Source organism: Burkholderia sp. AU15512 (genome assembly GCF_002223325.1).
In the GTDB taxonomy this organism is placed as follows: domain Bacteria; phylum Pseudomonadota; class Gammaproteobacteria; order Burkholderiales; family Burkholderiaceae; genus Burkholderia.
The window spans coordinates 1243238-1260311 of record NZ_NKEX01000003.1 but is presented as its reverse complement, the minus strand read 5'-3'; the positions used below and the strand labels follow the sequence as shown (position 1 = coordinate 1260311).

Genomic DNA, 17074 nt, shown 5'->3' with positions numbered 1-17074 from the left:
GCAGACGGCAGGTGAATCGCGCTTTCGCTGATGCGTATTCGATTGAAGGAAAGCGCCGATCGATGACGTCATTTTCCCGGGGGGCGTGCTGCGCCACCACCTTCCTCAACGAAATATCAATAAGGTTTTCAAGGTGCGGGGCGGTACGCGCCGACACCAAAAGAAAAGCCGCACGCATTGCTGCGTGCGGCTCGTCTCAACGGCCTTTCAGGTCGTTACTTGGCGCAGGCGCCCAGGTCCTTCCACACCTTGCCGGTGTGGTCCGCACCCGTCGAGGCCGGGCTGCCCGGAACCTCGTTCTGCGTCCACCAGCGCGCCTCGTACGTGCGGCCGTTGTGCTGCACCTTCGCGCCGCCCGTGTAGGCCGTGCCCTGCTTCCACTCGGCCTGGCATTGCGCGCCTTCACCGCCGCCCGCGTCGCCGGTCAGCTTGAACGTGGTGGTTTCCTGCTTCAGCGTGCCGCCTTCGATCTGCGACGTCGCCACGGCCGTGTGCTGGCCGGCCTTCGCGTTCGCGATGTCGACGCTCACGTCGCCCTGCATGCGCATCGTCGACGACTTCGAGCCGACCAGCGAATTCGACGCGTCATAGACCTTCACGTTGACGTTCGTGTCCTTCGCGTGATTGAACTTCAGGAAGAATTTCGCGGTCGCCTTGCCGTTCTGGATCTTGAATTCACCGTTGTTCGAGATGCTGAAGCCTTCGTCGAGCCCGCTTTCCGGCTGGTGATCGATCGTCGTCTCGGTGCGCACGATGCCGCTGCCCTTCTTCGAGAACACGTCGTTCTTGCCGAGCGACGGCTCGATGCGACCGTCGCGCTCGACGCCGGCCATCAGGTTCGCCGACTGCACGCGGTTGATTTCCTTCGCGAGCAGCATCGGCCACATGTTGCGTTCGCCCTGCTGCGCGGAGCCGATCGTCACCGTGGTCTTCATCGACGGCACTTCGCCGCTCGACTTGAACACGCGGTTCGTGACCTTGTCGCCGGCCTTCAGGTCCATGATCGGCGCGATGCTGCCGACGTTCGACCACGAGGGCTTGCCCGGATCGGTCGCGCCACCGTCGTCGGTGATGTTCAGGTCGGCGACGTTGTAGAACATGCCGGCCGTGTCGCCGACGTGCCACGTCGTCAGCATCACGTGATGGCCCTTCTTGTCTGCCGGAATCGTGCAGTTGTGCGGGCCGATCTCGTCGGCTTTCTTCATCCCGCCGTCGACCGTGCAGAACGGGTTCAGGTCGAACTGGTCGCGCGTGAGCTTCTCGTTCGGATTCCAGCCCTGCTTCGTCAGGTAGTACTTGAATTCCTTCGTCACGTGCGCCGCGGTGAACGTCCACTTGAACTTCTGCGCGCCCGGCTTGATGCTGGTCTGCTTCCAGCGGTCGACCGACTGCTCGTTGAGTTCGCTGAATTGCGTCACGCCGCCGCTCGCGATTTCGCCGTCTTTCGGGCCGGCTGCCGGGAAGCCTTGCTTGCCTTCGATACTTTGCGGTTCATAGGCGACCGAGCCGCAGTTGAAGTTTTCGATCTTCCCCGCTTTCGCGCTGCACAGCAGGCCGCGCGACGGCGGCTCGGACAGGTAGCCATGCGCGAATGCGGCCTGGGCGAAGAACATCGACGCGCAGGCAACGAGCGGCGACAGGGTAAAGAGGGTCTTTTTCGCAGTTCGGGTTCTCATCTGATTTCGTTTGGTTGAAAGTGGGTCAGGGTTGGCTTCGTTCGACGGATCGCGTTCGAACGTCTCGAATGGCGTGACGCATGTTCTGCTGACGAAACGCTGAGTGAAGTATCGGCAAGCGTCTTTCAATCGAGAATCTTCCTCAACGATCTCTAAACGATTCCCTCCCGAGTCATCCGCAGTCCTGACATAGGCATGTCCCGCGTTGAGCCGCCCGCGTTTAGATTGCATTGAGATTCGTTGCCGCCCCACCCTCCACGAAGAAAAATGCGCTGGCATTCGCGACACTTTTTTTCAACACCAGGATGGATGGCTATCAAATTGAATTCGAAGAAACCGACTCTTGATCTCGTGGTTCGACGCCGCTCGCTGCGCCGCACGCACATCGCCTATGCGGCACTCGCCGCGGCCAGCGCACTCAGCTTTGCCAACGCCGCGTTCGCCGCCCCCGGCAAACCCAGCCTGAAACAGTACGAAATCACCTCGCAGCCGCACGGCTTCGTCGAAATCGACATGCAGAAGGCAGGCGTCGCGCCGTACAAGGACATCGTCAAGCTGAACAAGAAGGTCGACGTGCCGCTGCCGTTCGACATCTGGAGCAACGGCACCGCGGTGAAGGCGGTCGCGCTGGTCGACGGCGTCGTCGACGCCACGTCCGAAGTGAAGATGACGCCCGGCGGCACGCAGAGCGGCCAGGTGGTCGCGAACGTGAAGACGCCCGGCGTGAAGAAGATGCAGGTGCGCGTGATCGACGCGAACGGCGCGGCGACCGACAGCGCACCGCTCGACGTGGTCGTGTTCGACACGATTCCCGAGCTCGCCGACGATCTGCCGAACAACGCGAGCAAGAACCACAAGCCGTACGCGAACACGTCCGGCTCGGTGGTCGGCACGTACTTCGCGACCTGGTCGATCTACGACCGCAAGTTCAACGTCGACAACGTGCCGGTCGAGAACCTCACGCACATGCTGTACGGCTTCATCCCGATCTGCGGCGGCGCGGACGTGAACGCCTCGCTCGCGAAGGACCTGCCAGGCTCGTTCAACACGCTTCAGCAGAGCTGCAAGGGCCTGCCCGACTTCAGCGTCGCGATCCACGACACCTACGGTGAAATGGCCAAGGCATTGCCGGGCCAGACCGCGAACTCGAAGCTCAAGGGCGTGCTCGGCCAGATGATGGCCGCGAAGAAACGCAACCCGAACATGAAGATCCTGCCGTCGATCGGCGGCTGGACGCTGTCCGATCCGTTCTTCAAGCTGCATGACCCGGCGAAGCGCAAGGTGTTCGTCGACTCGACAGAGCAGCTGCTGCGCACGTGGAAGTTCTTCGACGGCGTCGACATCGACTGGGAATTCCCCGGCGGCAAGGGTGTGAACCCGTCGCTCGGCGATCCGGTGAAGGACGGCCCGCTGTACGTGACGCTGATGAAGGAACTGCGGCAGATGCTCGACAAGCTGTCGCAGGAAACCGGCCGGACGTACGAACTGACGTCGGCGATCGGCGCGGGCAAGGACAAGATCGACGTGGTGAACTACAAGGAAGCCACGAAGTACATGGACTACATCTTCGATATGACGTACGACTTCTACGGTGCGTTCAGCCTGAAGGAACTCGGCCACCAGACCGCGCTGTATGCACCGGGCTGGAAGCCGGACACCGCGTACACGACGCACAATTCGATCAAGGCGCTGCTCGCGCAGGGCGTCGATCCGAAGAAGCTCGTGGTCGGCGCGGCGGCCTATGCCCGCGGCTGGACCGGCGTACACGGCTATGCCGACGGCAATCCGTTCACCGGCACGGCGACGGGTGCGCACAAGGGCCAGTGGGAGCCGGGCATCCTCGACTACAAGAAACTCAAGGCGGAGATGATCGGGCCGAACAACGCCGGCATCAACGGCTACGAGTACCACTACGACCAGACGGCCGAAGCACCGTACGTATTCAACAAGAGCACCGGCGAACTCCTCACCTTCGACGACGAGCGCTCCGTTCTCGCGAAGGGCGACTACGTGCGCGCCCACCAGCTAGGCGGCCTGTTCTCGTGGGAAATCGACTCGGACAACGGCGACATCCTGAATGCGATGCACAAGGGCCTCGGCCACGGCAATGAAGGCGGCGGCGCGGAAAACCATCCGCCGATCGCGAACGCCGGTGCCGCCATGACCGTCACCGGTCCGGCGACGGTCACGCTCGACGCATCGAAGTCGCGCGATCCGGACGGCGACAAGCTGACCTACAAGTGGGACCAGGTCGCCGGCGCGCCGCTGCAGCTCGCCAACGCGACGAGCGCGAAGGCAAGCGTCGACATTCCGTCGGTCAAGCAGGACACGAAGTACACGTTCCGCGTGACGGTCACCGATCCGGCCGGCCTGAAGGACAGCGCGCAAGTCGTCGTGACCGCCAAGGCCGACACGGCCGTGGAACCGCCGCCGGCGGAAAACCACCCGCCGATCGCGCAACTCGGCGGCCCGGCAACGGCTGAAGCCGGCCAGGCTGTCGTGCTGTCGGCAGAGAAATCGACCGATCCGGACGGCGACAAGCTGAGCTTCAAATGGAACGTCCCGACCGGCATCCAGGCGACGCCGGCCGGCGCGAAGCTGAACTTCACCGCACCCACGCTCGCGAAGGACCAGTCGTTCACGTTCTCGGTCACGGTCAGCGACGGCAAGCTGTCGAGCACCGCGAAGCACACCGTCCTCGTGAAGGCCAAGGATGCGGGCGGCGGTAACGGCGGCGAAGGCGGCGGCAACGGTGGCAACGGTGGCGGCGAAGGCGGCAAGTACCCTGCGTACAAGGCCGGTACGCAGTACAACGCGGGCGACATCGTGTCGAACCTCGGCAAGCTTTACCAGTGCAAGCCGTTCCCGAACAGCGGCTGGTGCTCGGGCGCGCCGACGGCGTATGAGCCGGGCAAGGGCTTCGCGTGGAACGACGCGTGGACGCTCTACGGCAACGACGGCGGCAGCGGCGGCGGCGGTAACGGCGGCGAAGGCGGCGGTGGCGAAAGCGGCGGTGGTAACGGTGGCAACGGCGGCGGCGAAGGTGGCGGCAGCGGTGGCAACCACCCGCAGTACAAGGAAGGCACGAAGTACAACGCGGGCGACATCGTTTCCAATAACGGCAAGCTGTTCCGTTGCAAGCCGTTCCCGTACACCAACTGGTGTTCGATGGCATCCTGGGCGTACGAGCCGGGCAAGGGCACCGCGTGGGACCAGGCATGGGATGAACACAAGGAGTAATGCCCGGTCCGACCGGCGGCGCCAGCGCGGCGCCCCGGTCAATCCGAACCCGCGTCTTCCGACGCACAACGGCTGATGCCGATATCGCCCTCGCCTCGCGCGAGGGCGTTTTCGTTTGGGTGTCGGTTGGCGGATGGGCATCCGCAACGCTGCGGGCGGGACGGTTGGGAAGGTGCGGGCGATGCGCAAGGAATACGCGGACCGCAAACGCCAGGACCGGCGTCGCCCCGGTGTCATCGCGTCGTGTCGATGGCTTCCTCGACCTTCCCTCAGCTTCGCGTCCGGGGTCGCGCCGCGCCCGCAGGATCGAAGTCCTGCTTGACGCCAGTTCCGCGTCGGAAGACGACACGCGGCCCCCGCGCCTTCGTCTCTCGTGTCGACGTGGCAAGCCATCGCCGCACTGTCCGCTATCGCGCGGTTCTCGGCGACGAGCCTCCATCCGCAAGTCTCGTCAGGTCGGCATCGCCCCGGGACGGCTCGATCGTCACGCAGTCCGAAGCGCCGACAGGCGCGCCGGTCTCGTCATCCGCCGTGTCGCGACACGCGCCAGGCCCGAACGCAAAAAAGCCGGGCCCTGTGCGATACAGGGTCCGGCTTTCCATCCATCCGGTTCAATCTCTACCCGACCTCGACGAAGCTGGCGGCCGCACTACCGTTGCGGCCCGGCGCAGCTCACGCGTCTTCGAGCGTTTCCGCAGCGGCTCTCGGCAAGCGCACGATGAAGCGGCTGCCCTGCCCCGGCGTCGACGTCACGTCGATCGAGCCGCCATGGCGCACGACCACGGCCTTCACGAACGGCAAGCCGAGGCCAACGCCGCGGCTGGCGTCGCGGTGCGAGCCGTCGACCTGAAAGAACGGCTCGAACAGGCGCGGCAGCGCGTCGGCGGGGATGCCGATCCCCTGATCCTGCACCGTCATCGTCACCTGCCGATCGTCGGCAGCGATCCACACGTCGACCACCGTATCCTCGTCCGAGTACTTGATCGCGTTGTCGAGCAGATTGGTCAGCGCACGCAGCAGCATGTCGCGATTGCCGGACACGAACACGTCGTCGCCCTCGTAATGCGGGCCTTCGACGCGGATCCGCTTCGCATTCGCGCTGTGCCACAGATGATCGACCGCCTCCGTCGCCAGATCGTTGGCGGACACGGCCACGTAGGCGCGGGTGTCGAGATGCTCGGCGCGCGACAGCTGCGTGAAATCCTGTGCGACGCGCAGGCTGTAGTCCACCAGCTTGTGCAGGTCCGTCAGGAAATCCTCGTCGGTCGCGCCGTCGGCGCGGTTGCGCTCCTCGAGCAGCGACAGCACGGTCGACAGCGGATTGCGCAGGTCGTGCGCCATGTGTCGCAGCGTCAGCCGGTCGCTTTCGACCGCGGCCTTGATGTTGTGGATATCGACGAAGCAGATCATGCTCGCCGTGGAACGATGCTGCTCGCCGTCGCCGAACGGCGTCACCATCATCATCTGCGTGCGCCCGTTCAGCGTCAGCTCCGCCGAGTGGATCTTGCCGCTCGCCTTCGCGATCTGCACTTCGTCGTGCGCGAGCGACAGCACGTGCCGGACGGCCGCGTCGCGGTCACCGTCGGTGTCGAACGTCTCCAGCATCGCGCGGCCACCCGCATTGCACAGCAGCAGCCGGCCGTGCTGTTCGACGAAGATCGGATACGGCAACGTCTCGATCATGTCGACATAGGCCGTCTGCCAGGCGCGAATATGCTGCATCGCGATCTCGACTTCGTCCGCGCTCGGCAGCTCGGTATCGGCGCCCGCCGCGTGCGGCACGCCGGCGAACGCATGCTTGCCGGCCAGCCGGTGCAGCAGCCCGTATTCCTTCAGCATGAACGTCCGCAGGCTGCCGGCACGCCGCCAGCCGCAGAACGCGAAAATCAGCGCGCACACGGCAAACATCGGGCCGAGCGGCATCCAGTACGACCAATGCACCAGCAGCACCAGCGAGACGGAGACGAACGTGGCCATCCACGCGATCGCGACTGCGTACATGCGCCAGCCCGGCACCAGCATGCAGATCAGCAGCATCCCCGTCGCGACCGCGACGCTGACGCCAACCTGGATCGCCGCCGGCTCGCGCCGCAGAATGCGGCCATCGAGCAGCGCCTGGGTCACCAGTGCATCGACCTCGACGCGCCGCAGCCGCCCCCCTTCCGACGTCGACAGGTCGTACACACCGGAAAGGTCCGACATCGCGTCGCCGATGAAGACGATGCGACCGCGCCATGCCGACTCGGGAATGCGCCCTTTCAGCACGTCGACGTATGAATAGCGATCGAGGTCGAAGCGCGCCGGCAGGAACAGCGCGAGCGAACCGGTCTCGACATGCCCCAGATTCGACACGTGGTCCTGCACCTGGTGACGCACGTCGCCGGCCGGGAGCGACGCGCCCGCCACGCGAATCGCCTCCAGCGCCACGTGCGGCAGTTCCGCCTCCGCGTTGTCCGCGTGAATATAAGGCACGATGCCCTGCACCAGATGGTCGCTGCCCAGCATCACGCTGCGCTGGCCGATGGCCGCGGCCGCGGCGCGCAAGCGCGCCTCGGGCAACAGCACGGTGTCGGCACGTGTGGCCTCCTGCGATACGTGGGCAGGCAGCACGACGTGCCCTTGCCGCGCGATCGCGCCCGCCAGCGCCCGATCGCCGGACGCCGCGCTGAACATCGTCATGTCGAGCACGACACTCGCGGCGGCACCCAGCCGATCGAGCACCTGCGCATGGGACGTCCGCGCATAGCTTTCGCCGCTGCCGAGTTCGGCGATCGTCTTCTTGTCGATCGAGATGACGACGACCTCGTCACGCCCCCCGTGATCGACGCCGGTCACCACCAGGTTCCAGTACAAACGGTCGAGCGGCGACAGCAACGCCTCGGCGGTCGGCGTGCAACTGAGCACGGCCAGCAGGACCGCGCCGGCCGTGAGCGGCCATACGGCAGGTCGAACGGATGTTGCAGTTTTCAAGACTCGATTGAGCCAGTCAGGCATGGTTTGGTCCACGTTTTTGTTTTGTTCGCCCGAGTTCGTTGCAGCCGCGCACTTCCTGCATGGTTGCGGCCTTGGCCACATTTTTCGTCGCGCTCTCGATCCCGCCACACGACACTCGCTCAGGCGGCCCCGGGTCCCTCAACAGGCAACCGCACGGCATGCTGCCGCGGGTTCCAATGTCGCCATGTTGCCGGAACTATCTCGATTTTTATTAGGCACCGGGTCCAATTAGACCTTGTCCCATATGGTTTCTATTTCGTTTCGGACTTGTCTTAATTTTTGCCATCCGGACGGTCGTCAGGACGCGTCGATACCGTGCCGGTGCGCGCCGTTCGGAACCTTCGATCCCGGGTGAGTTCGTGCAGACAATGCGGTTGTTCGCCCCAGGTTGTTCACCCGTGAAGCGATCCTGCCAAACTTTGATGAACGGCGGGAAATTTCGCACCACGTTTTTCCCGACCGAATGGTTTGCCGACGCGCGTCGAGACGAAGCCGGCGTCGGGCTGAATTTTCGCAGCGGGACTGGCCGGCGCCGGCCAGTGTGTGGCGGACCGTTCGACGTGAACACTTTTCATCGCTTTCGATGAAATTGTGTTGACAGTCCCTTCGGACACGCTATAATTGCGTTCTTTCGCGATGCAGCAACAAGCGAAACGTGCCCAGGTGGCGGAATTGGTAGACGCACTAGGTTCAGGTCCTAGCGGTGGCAACATCGTGGAGGTTCGAGTCCTCTCCTGGGCACCATCTGTTTTATAAAAAGGTCGGCTTCTAGCCGGCCTTTTTTCATTTCCGGCGCGCGAAAATACGCGCCTGTCGCAAGATGGCGTCGTCGCACATGCAAGCGGCTCGCATGCCCGCCTCCCCCCCTCTTTTGCCCGACCGAACAGCGTGCTCAATTATTTTCGTTCGCGACCTGAAATTGTGTTGACAGCCCCTTCGGACACGCTATAATTGCGTTCTTTCGCGATGCAGCAACAAGCGAAACGTGCCCAGGTGGCGGAATTGGTAGACGCACTAGGTTCAGGTCCTAGCGGTGGCAACATCGTGGAGGTTCGAGTCCTCTCCTGGGCACCATCTGTTTTAAAAAGGTCGGCTTCTAGCCGGCCTTTTTTCATTTCCGGCACCGAAAACACCCCCATCCCAGAGAGCAAACCAGTCGCTTTGGCTTTGCACACCGGTGCCAGCGAGCCCTAAGGGCATGATCCCGCAACAACCCGGCGCGACGCGCTCGGATCGCCCCACAAACCACTCTGCGCCCGACTTTCTCGATCTCCGCGATCCATCCCCGATTTCGAACACCCCCGCACCACCGTCCCGCCTCCACCGAAACCGGGATTTCCCTAGGCTGACACGCCGACGTGCGCGCGGTTAAATAAATCAACGTGATTTATTTAATGCGCTGCCGGACAGCGCACCATGGAAGGAGACGCCATGAGAAGCCCGCACTTCGGCCAGGGAAGCAACTCGGCCAACGTGCGCCGTTACAACGAGCGCCTGCTGCTGAAGACGCTGCGCCGCGCAGGCAGCGCGTCGAAGGCCGACCTCGCCCGCCTCGCGAGCATGACGGGAACGGCAGTCGGCAGCATCATCGCGTCGCTCGCCGATGCGAAGCTGATCGAATTCGCGGGCCGCACCGAAGGCCAGCGCGGCCAGCCGGCCTCGCTGATCCGCCTCGATCCGAGCGGTGCGTTCGGCATCGGCGTCCATCTCGACCGCATGCGCATCGAAACGGCCCTCGTCAACTTCGCGGGCGACGTGCTTGGCCGCCGCTCGCACGACACGCTGCTGCCGCCGCCCGCCGACGTGCTCGAGATCGTCCGCCACGACATCGACGCGATGCAGGCCCTGCTCCCCGACCACGAGCGCGCCCGCCTGACCGGCATCGGCGTCGCGCAGCCGTACAACCTCGGCGCGTGGATGCGCGAGCTGGGCCTCGCACCCGACACGTTCCGCGCGTGGGAGGACGTCGATTTCGCGGCCGACCTCGGTCGCACGTTGTCGCTTCCGGTGTTCGGCGAAAACGACGGCAACGCAGCCGCGATCGCTGAGCTGTTCTACGGATACGGCCGGCAGTGCGACGACTTCGTCTACCTGTTCATCGGGCCGGCCATCGGCGGCGGCATCGCGATCGACGGCGACTGCCTGCGCGGCGTGACCGGCAATGCAGGCGACATCGCCGTGATTCCCGTGCCGCCGAGCCGGCTGGCTTCCGCGCCGCCGCCACGCGGCCCGTGGGACATCCTGCTCGCGCGTGCATCGCTGCATGCGCTGGTGCGCCATCTGCGCCATCACGGTGAAACGGTCGACAACCGGGCCGATCTCGAAGCGTGCATCGCCCGCGGCCTGCCCGCCGTCGACGAATGGATCGACGATTGCGTCGACGCGCTGGCGCCGGCATTGCGCGCGGTGCTGTGCGTGGTCGACGCGCCGGTGGTCGTGCTCGACGCCGATACCGACGCGGGCCTGCTCGACGCGGTCACGACGCGCCTGCGCGCCGCGCTCGTGGCCACCGCGCCCGAAGCGCGCGGCACGCCGGTGCTCGTACGCGGCACGTTCGGCGCCGACGCCGGTGCGATCGGCGCGGCCACGCTGCCGATGTTCTTCAACTTCTCCCCGCGGGCCGGCATCCTCAAGGGCGCCCGCACCGACTCGCAGGAGGTCAACCATGTCGCGATCTGAGTCGCCCCGCCCGTTGCTCGAGATGCGCGGGATCAGCAAGACGTTCCCGGCCGTGCGTGCGCTCGACAACGTCAGCCTGACCGTCTATCCCGGCGAGATCCATTCGCTGATGGGCGAAAACGGCGCAGGCAAATCGACGCTGATGAAGATCCTGTCGGGCGCCTACCGTGCCGACGCCGGCGGCGAGATCCTGATCGACGGCGCCCGCATCGACATCGACGGCCCACTTGCCGCGCGCGATGCAGGCGTCGCGGTGATCTACCAGGAACTGTGCCTGTCGCCGAACCTCACCGTCGCGGAAAATATCTACATCGGCCGCGAACTGCGGCGCGGCAACCGGCGCTGGGGCACGATCGACCGCGCGGCGATGGCGCGCGGCTGCGAGGACGTGCTCGCGCGCCTGGGCGCATCGTTCGGGCCCGACACGCTCGTCGACACGCTGTCGATCGCGGAGCAGCAACTCGTCGAGATCGCACGCGCCGTGCACACCCGCGCACGCATCCTCGTGATGGACGAGCCGACCACGCCGCTGTCGTCGCGCGAAACCGAGCACCTGTTCCGCCTGATCCGCCAGTTGCGCGAGGAAGGTCTCGCGATCATCTACATCAGCCACCGTATGGCGGAGATCTACGAGCTGTCCGACCGCGTGTCGGTGCTGCGCGACGGCGCATACGTCGGCACGCTCGAACGCGCATCGCTGTCGGCCGAGCGCCTCGTCGCGATGATGGTCGGCCGCGACATCTCGGGCTTCTACAAGAAGGAACACGCACCGTACGACCCCGGCCACCTGCTGCTGTCGGTCCGCGACATCGCCGACGGCGCACGCGTGCGCGGCTGCAGCCTCGACCTGCACGCCGGCGAAGTGCTCGGCATCGCGGGTCTCGTCGGCGCAGGCCGCACCGAACTCGCGCGGCTGATCTTCGGCGCCGAACCACGTGTGCGCGGCGACGTGAAGGTGGGCGAACGCACGTTCGGCGCGCACTCGCCGCGCGACGCGATCGACGCGGGCCTCGTCTACCTGACCGAAGACCGCAAGCGCCAGGGCCTGTTCCTCGACATGAGCGTGCGCGACAACATCAACATCTCGGTCTGCAACCGCGATGCGCGGCTCGGTGCCCTCGATCTCGCGCGCGGCGCCGAACGCGCGCGGGACGCCATTGCGTCGCTGTCGATCCGCGTGCCGAACGCGAACGTCAACGTCGGCGCGCTGTCCGGCGGCAACCAGCAGAAAGTGCTGCTGTCGCGCCTGCTCGAAACGAAGCCGCGCGTGCTGATCCTCGACGAGCCGACACGCGGCGTTGACATCGGCGCGAAATCCGAGATCTACCGGATCATCAACGAACTGGCCCGGGCCGGCGTGGGCGTGATCGTGATCTCGAGCGAGCTGCCGGAGATCATCGGTGTCGCCGACCGCGTGCTCGTGATGCGCGAAGGCGAGATCGCCGGCGAACTCGGCGGCTACACGCAGACGCCCATCACGCAGGAAGCCATCATCGCGCTCGCCACCGGCTCGCAGGCCGAACTCGCCGACGCGTACTGAGCCTCGCCCTTTTCATTTCCTTCTTACATCCAGGTTACCGAAATGATCAACCCGACCAAGCAGCGGAACCTCGCTTCCGCGACGGCCCAGCCGGTGGCCACCCGTACGCCGCTGTTGCGCGGCGCCGATCAACGCGCCCGCATGCAGTCGCTGATCCGCACCGCCGGCATGCTGCCGGTGCTGCTGGTCCTGTGCATCGGCTTCGGCTTCCTGACCGACGGTTTCTTCACGCTGCAGAACCTGTCGATCGTCACGCAGCAGGCGTCGATCAACATCGTGCTCGCCGCCGGCATGACCTTCGTGATCCTGACGGGCGGCATCGACCTATCGGTCGGCTCGGTGCTCGCCGCCGCGGCCGTCGCGGCGCTGCTCGCGTCGACCATCCCGGGCTGGGGCTGGCTCGGCGTGCCGTTCGCGCTCCTCGTCGGCCTCGTGTTCGGCGCGATCAACGGCGGCCTGATCTCGTTCCTGCGCCTGCCGCCGTTCATCGTCACGCTCGGCGCGATGACCGCCGTGCGCGGCGTCGCGCGCCTGATCGGCAACGACACGACCGTGTTCAATCCGCAGTTGCCGTTCGCGTTCATCGGCAACGGCACGATCCTCGGCGTGCCGTGGCTCGTCGTGATCGCGTGCGCGGTGATCGCGATCTCGTGGTTCATCCTGCGCCGCACGGTGCTCGGGATGCGCATCTATTCGGTCGGCGGCAATCCGGAAGCCGCCCGCCTGTCGGGCATCAACGTGCGGGCGATCCAGCTGTTCGTGTATGCGGCGTCGGGGCTGCTCGCCGGCCTCGGCGCGGTGATGTCGGCCGCACGGCTCTATGCGGCCAATGGCCTGCAGCTCGGCCAGTCGTACGAACTCGACGCGATCGCCGCGGTGATCCTCGGCGGCACGAGCTTCGTCGGCGGCGTCGGCTCGATCGTCGGCACGCTGATCGGCGCACTGATCATCGCGGTGCTGACCAACGGGCTCGTGCTGCTCGGCGTGTCCGACATCTGGCAATACATCATCAAGGGGCTCGTGATCATCGGCGCCGTCGCGCTCGACCGCTACCGCCAGCGCGATTCGGCGCGCACCTGAGCCCCTGCCCGTCCATTCAACCTGGCGGCGCAGGCCGATCCCTGCGCCCGCCCGCCAAGCCACTTCACGGAGACACCACGACATGTTCAAGCACAAAGCCGCCCTGACCGCCGTCGCCTGCGCACTCGCCTTCGGCGCTTCCGCCGCGCACGCGGCCGACAAGCCGCTCAAATCGATCGGCGTCACGGTCGGGTCGCTCGGCAACCCGTACTTCGTCACGATCGTCAAGGGCGCCGAGGCACGCGCCAGGCAGATCAACCCGAATGCGAAGGTCACGGCCGTGTCGGCCGACTACGACCTGAACAAGCAGTTCACGCAGATCGACAACTTCATCTCCGCGCACGTCGACATGATCCTGCTCAACGCGACCGATCCGAAGGCGATCGAGCCGGCGGTGAAGAAGGCGCAGGCGGCCGGCATCACGGTCGTCGCGGTCGACGTCGCCGCGGCCGGCGCGAACGCGACCGTGCAGACCAACAACGTGAAGGCCGGCGAGCTGGCATGCGACTACATCGCGAAGAAACTCAACGGCAAGGGCAACGTGATCATCGAGAACGGCCCGCAGGTGTCGGCCGTGATCGATCGCGTCAACGGCTGCAAGACCGTGCTCGCGAAAAGCGCCGGCATCAAGGTGCTGTCGAGCGACCAGGACGGCAAGGGCTCGCGTGAAGGCGGGATGAACGCGATGCAGGGCTACCTGACGCGCTTTCCGAAGCTCGATGCGGTGTTCACGATCAACGACCCGCAGGCGATCGGCAGCGATCTCGCCGCGAAACAGCTGAACCGCCCGAACATCGTGATCACGTCGGTCGACGGCGCGCCCGATATCGAGGTCGCGCTCAAGTCGAATACGCTCGTGCAGGCGTCATCGAGCCAGGACCCGTGGGCGATGGCGCAGCAGGCCGTCAACGTCGGCTACGGCATCATGAACGGCCAGAAGCCGGCCAATCCGATGATCCTGATCGAGCCGACGCTCATCACGCGCGACAACGTGAAGAGCTACAAGGGCTGGAGCACCCCGCGCTGATCGCGCCCCCCGTCCGCTCGCGCTACCGGGCAGTGCCGGACTGCGTCGCTGCATGCGACGGCCCGCACTGCCCGCCTTTTCAGATCAATCGCTGCATCGCCGCGCACACCACCGCGGCACAAGGTTTCGACATGACGACGACGTTTCCCCGCCTGATCGTATTCGGCGAAGCACTGACCGATTTCATCCGCGACGACGACCAGCACTGGCATAGCGTCGCCGGCGGCTCATGCTGGAACGTCGCGCGCGTCGGTGCGCGACTCGGCGTGCCGACGGCCTTCGCCGGCACGGTCAGCCGCGACACCTTCGGCGACGAGCTGATGCGCAAGAGCGCCGACGCGGGGCTCGACCTGCGCTTCATCCGGCAGGTCGACCGCGCGCCGCTGCTCGCGATGGTCGTGTCGAAGCAGCCGCCCCACTACTTCTTCATCGGCGAGAACAGCGCCGATCTCGCGTTCGATCCGGCGGACCTGCCCACCGGCGCACTCGACGCGGCCGAGATCGTGCACGTCGGTTCGCTCGGTGTCGTGCGCGAGCCGCTCGCGTCGCGCCTGATCGACGTGGCGCAAGCTGCGCGGGCGGCCGGCAAGCGGATCTCGTTCGACCCGAACTTCCGCGCACCGATGGCCGCGCCGTCGTATCGCGACACGCTGCGCCGGCTGGCCGGGCTCGCCGACTGGATCAAGGTATCCGACGAGGATCTGCGCGGGCTGTTTCCCGAACTCGATGAAGCCGCCGCGCTCGCGCAACTGCGCGCGTGGGCGCCGGACGCCGCGATGCTCGTCACGCGCGGCGCATCCGGCATGCAGCTCCTGCATCGCGACCTCGTGCTGTTCCAGCCCGCGTTCCCGACCGACGTGGCCGACACCGTCGGTTGCGGCGATGCGAGCATCGGCGGCTGGCTCGCGAGCCAGCTCGCGCGTCCCGATGCATCCGCCGCCGAGCATCTGCGCTACGCAGCCGCCTGTGCGGCGGTCGCCTGTGCACAGGCAGGCGCCTATGCGCCGACGGCGGCGGAAGTGACCGACATGATCGATCGTTCCGCCGACGCCGCAGTGTCGCCATAGCACTCACCGGCGCGGCGCCCCCGCGCCGCCCCGTCACGCGGCGGTCGTGCCGTCGCTGCCGTCCGGCGGCATCCGGGCCTGCAGCAGTTGCAGGCTCTCGTCGACGCTCAGTTCGGACATCGCATCGTCGTGCAGCGTATCGTCGGCCGCGCGGCGCAACGCATGCAGCGCGTGCACCTTGAGCCGCACGATCGCGAGCCGCAACCCGCGCGCCGTGCATTCCGCCGCGAACGTGCGCAACGATTCGATCGTCGTGCTGTCGACATCCGGCGTTTCCTCGAGGCTCAGCATCACGGTATGCGCGTCCGGCGCAGCCTTCATCAACGCACGCACGCGGTTCAGCATCCGGTCCGCATTCGCGAAGAACAGTTGCGCCTCGGGCCGCACGATCAGCACGCCCGGCACCGGCTTCGCCTCGGCATGGCTCGCCACGTCGACGAAATCGTGACTGTCGCGCAGCCTGCCGAGCACGCTGACGTTCGGTTCGGACAGCTTGCGCAGCGTCAGCAGCAGGCTCACGCCGATGGCCGCGAGCAGCCCGTGCAGCACGCCGAGCACGAGCACCGCGAGCAGCGCGGCGATCACGACGAGCCGATCGCGATGCCAGGCCCAGTACGGCCGGAATACCGACGGATGCAGCGAGTGGCTGACCGCGAAGATCACGATCGCCGCGAGCACGGGCTCCGGCGTGCGCGCGAGCTGCGGCAGCAGCAGCCAGACGATCAGCGCGACCACGCCCGCCGCCCACAGGCCGGCAAAGCGCGACTGCGCGCCGGCCGCTTCGTTCGCCGAGGTCGCCGAATAGCCGGCGCCGACCGGCATCCCGTGCAGCAGGCCCGACACGAGGTTCGCGCAGCCGAGCGCGACGAGGTCGCGGTTCGGCGACACGCTGTCGCCATGCTTCAGCGCGAAGTTGCGGATCGACCCGTACGATTCCGCGTACAGGATCAGCATCAGCGCGAACGCAAGCTCGATGGTCTGCATCCACGCGTTGCGGTCGAGGGTCGGCAGGCCGAACTCGATATGCTTGAAATCGATATGGCCGACGATCGCGATCCCGTATCGCTGCCAGTCGATCGCGTAGCCGGCCGCGATCGACAGCACGATCACGACGAGCGTCGCGGGCACGCGCGAGCTGCGCCCGAGCGTGAACAGCAACGCCAGCGCAATGGCGCCGAGCACGACGCTCGCGAGATTCGCGTGCGGCGCGCCGGTAATCAGGTCGAGCGCGACATGCGGCGCATCGCTGTGCTGCACCGAAATCGCGAGGATCTTCGGCAACTGCTTGATGACGATCGTCAGCGCGAGGCCGAACGTGAAGCCGCGCAGCACCGGCCGCGCGACGAAATCCGACATGCCGCCGAGCCGCGCGGCACCGGCCAGGATGAACAGCACGCCCGTCATCGCGACGAGCGCCGCCGCGAGCGCGAGCTGCGCGGCGAGCGCCATCCCCGACTCCGCGAGCACGGTCGCCGCGAGCACGGCGGCCGACGACGACGTCGACGACACGATCGCGAAGCGGCTGCTGCCGGTGAGCGCATAGACGACGAGCCCCGACAGCAACGCGATCAGACCGGCCTGCGGCGGCAGGTTCGCCAGCCCCGCGTACGCGACCGCCTCGGGGATCAGCAGCCCCGCGATCGACAGGCCGGCCAGCGCATCGAGGCTGATGCGTCGCGTGGGCGGCGGCGCGGCCGCGTCGAGCGCGGCAAAATGGTCGGCATGCTGCGGGCCGGCATCGGGGCGGATCGGGGCGGTCGTCATGAGGCGG

9 protein-coding genes and 2 tRNA genes are annotated in these 17074 nt (G+C 66.3%); 8 read left to right on the top strand and 3 right to left on the bottom strand.

Annotated features, from left to right (window positions below; all coding sequences use genetic code 11):
• Positions 1-215 precede the first annotated feature (215 nt).
• The gene (gbpA, locus tag CFB43_RS08475; RefSeq protein WP_089494746.1) at positions 216-1676 is read right to left on the bottom strand and encodes an N-acetylglucosamine-binding protein GbpA; all 1461 of its coding nucleotides are present in this window, start codon (positions 1674-1676) and stop codon (positions 216-218) included.
• Between the two features lie 309 nt (positions 1677-1985).
• Between gbpA and CFB43_RS08470 the strand changes: the two genes are divergently transcribed.
• Positions 1986-4916, top strand: coding sequence for a glycosyl hydrolase family 18 protein (locus tag CFB43_RS08470; RefSeq protein ID WP_089494745.1), 2931 nt, complete (start codon positions 1986-1988; stop codon positions 4914-4916).
• A gap of 672 nt (positions 4917-5588) precedes the next feature.
• Here CFB43_RS08470 and CFB43_RS08465 read toward each other — a convergent pair.
• Complete coding sequence (locus CFB43_RS08465; protein WP_256989951.1) at positions 5589-7886, bottom strand: CHASE2 and HATPase_c domain-containing protein; 2298 nt, start codon at positions 7884-7886, stop codon at positions 5589-5591.
• 681 nt (positions 7887-8567) lie between these two features.
• On the opposite strand from CFB43_RS08465, the gene CFB43_RS08460 reads away from it, so the two are divergent.
• The 7 genes from CFB43_RS08460 (at position 8568) to CFB43_RS08430 (ending at position 15303) form a co-directional block, all read left to right on the top strand.
• A tRNA-Leu gene (locus tag CFB43_RS08460) sits at positions 8568-8654 on the top strand.
• Between the two features lie 243 nt (positions 8655-8897).
• Positions 8898-8984: transfer RNA gene (locus CFB43_RS08455), tRNA-Leu, on the top strand.
• Positions 8985-9341: 357 nt separating this feature from the next.
• A complete protein-coding gene (locus CFB43_RS08450; protein WP_089494743.1) occupies positions 9342-10589 on the top strand; it encodes an ROK family protein in 1248 nt (415 codons plus the stop codon).
• Positions 10576-12129: a sugar ABC transporter ATP-binding protein gene (locus CFB43_RS08445; RefSeq protein WP_089494742.1), complete on the top strand. Its 1554-nt coding sequence runs from the start codon at positions 10576-10578 to the stop codon at positions 12127-12129. Before CFB43_RS08450 ends, CFB43_RS08445 begins: the two co-directional genes overlap by 14 nt.
• Before the next feature lie 42 nt (positions 12130-12171).
• Positions 12172-13209, top strand: a complete 1038-nt coding sequence (locus CFB43_RS08440) for an ABC transporter permease subunit (protein ID WP_039358899.1) — start codon at positions 12172-12174, stop codon at positions 13207-13209.
• An 82-nt stretch (positions 13210-13291) separates the two neighbouring features.
• A complete protein-coding gene (locus CFB43_RS08435) occupies positions 13292-14236 on the top strand; it encodes an ABC transporter substrate-binding protein (RefSeq protein WP_089425243.1) in 945 nt (314 codons plus the stop codon).
• Positions 14237-14367: 131 nt separating this feature from the next.
• Positions 14368-15303, top strand: coding sequence for a carbohydrate kinase family protein (locus CFB43_RS08430; protein ID WP_089495282.1), 936 nt, complete (start codon positions 14368-14370; stop codon positions 15301-15303).
• A 33-nt stretch (positions 15304-15336) separates the two neighbouring features.
• On the opposite strand, the gene CFB43_RS08425 is transcribed toward CFB43_RS08430, so the two are convergent.
• Complete coding sequence (locus CFB43_RS08425; protein ID WP_089494741.1) at positions 15337-17067, bottom strand: SulP family inorganic anion transporter; 1731 nt, start codon at positions 17065-17067, stop codon at positions 15337-15339.
• Positions 17068-17074 lie beyond the last annotated feature (7 nt).

Excerpts from the sequence above, each read along its gene's own strand:
- gbpA (WP_089494746.1), bottom strand. The coding sequence starts at position 1,676 with ATGAGAACCCGAACTGCGAAAAAGACCCTCTTTACCCTGTCGCCGCTC.
- CFB43_RS08470 (WP_089494745.1), top strand. The coding sequence starts at position 1,986 with ATGGCTATCAAATTGAATTCGAAGAAACCGACTCTTGATCTCGTGGTT.
- CFB43_RS08450 (WP_089494743.1), top strand. The coding sequence starts at position 9,342 with ATGAGAAGCCCGCACTTCGGCCAGGGAAGCAACTCGGCCAACGTGCGC.
- CFB43_RS08445 (WP_089494742.1), top strand. The coding sequence starts at position 10,576 with ATGTCGCGATCTGAGTCGCCCCGCCCGTTGCTCGAGATGCGCGGGATC.
- CFB43_RS08440 (WP_039358899.1), top strand. The coding sequence starts at position 12,172 with ATGATCAACCCGACCAAGCAGCGGAACCTCGCTTCCGCGACGGCCCAG.
- CFB43_RS08435 (WP_089425243.1), top strand. The coding sequence starts at position 13,292 with ATGTTCAAGCACAAAGCCGCCCTGACCGCCGTCGCCTGCGCACTCGCC.
- CFB43_RS08430 (WP_089495282.1), top strand. The coding sequence starts at position 14,368 with ATGACGACGACGTTTCCCCGCCTGATCGTATTCGGCGAAGCACTGACC.
- CFB43_RS08425 (WP_089494741.1), bottom strand. The coding sequence starts at position 17,067 with ATGACGACCGCCCCGATCCGCCCCGATGCCGGCCCGCAGCATGCCGAC.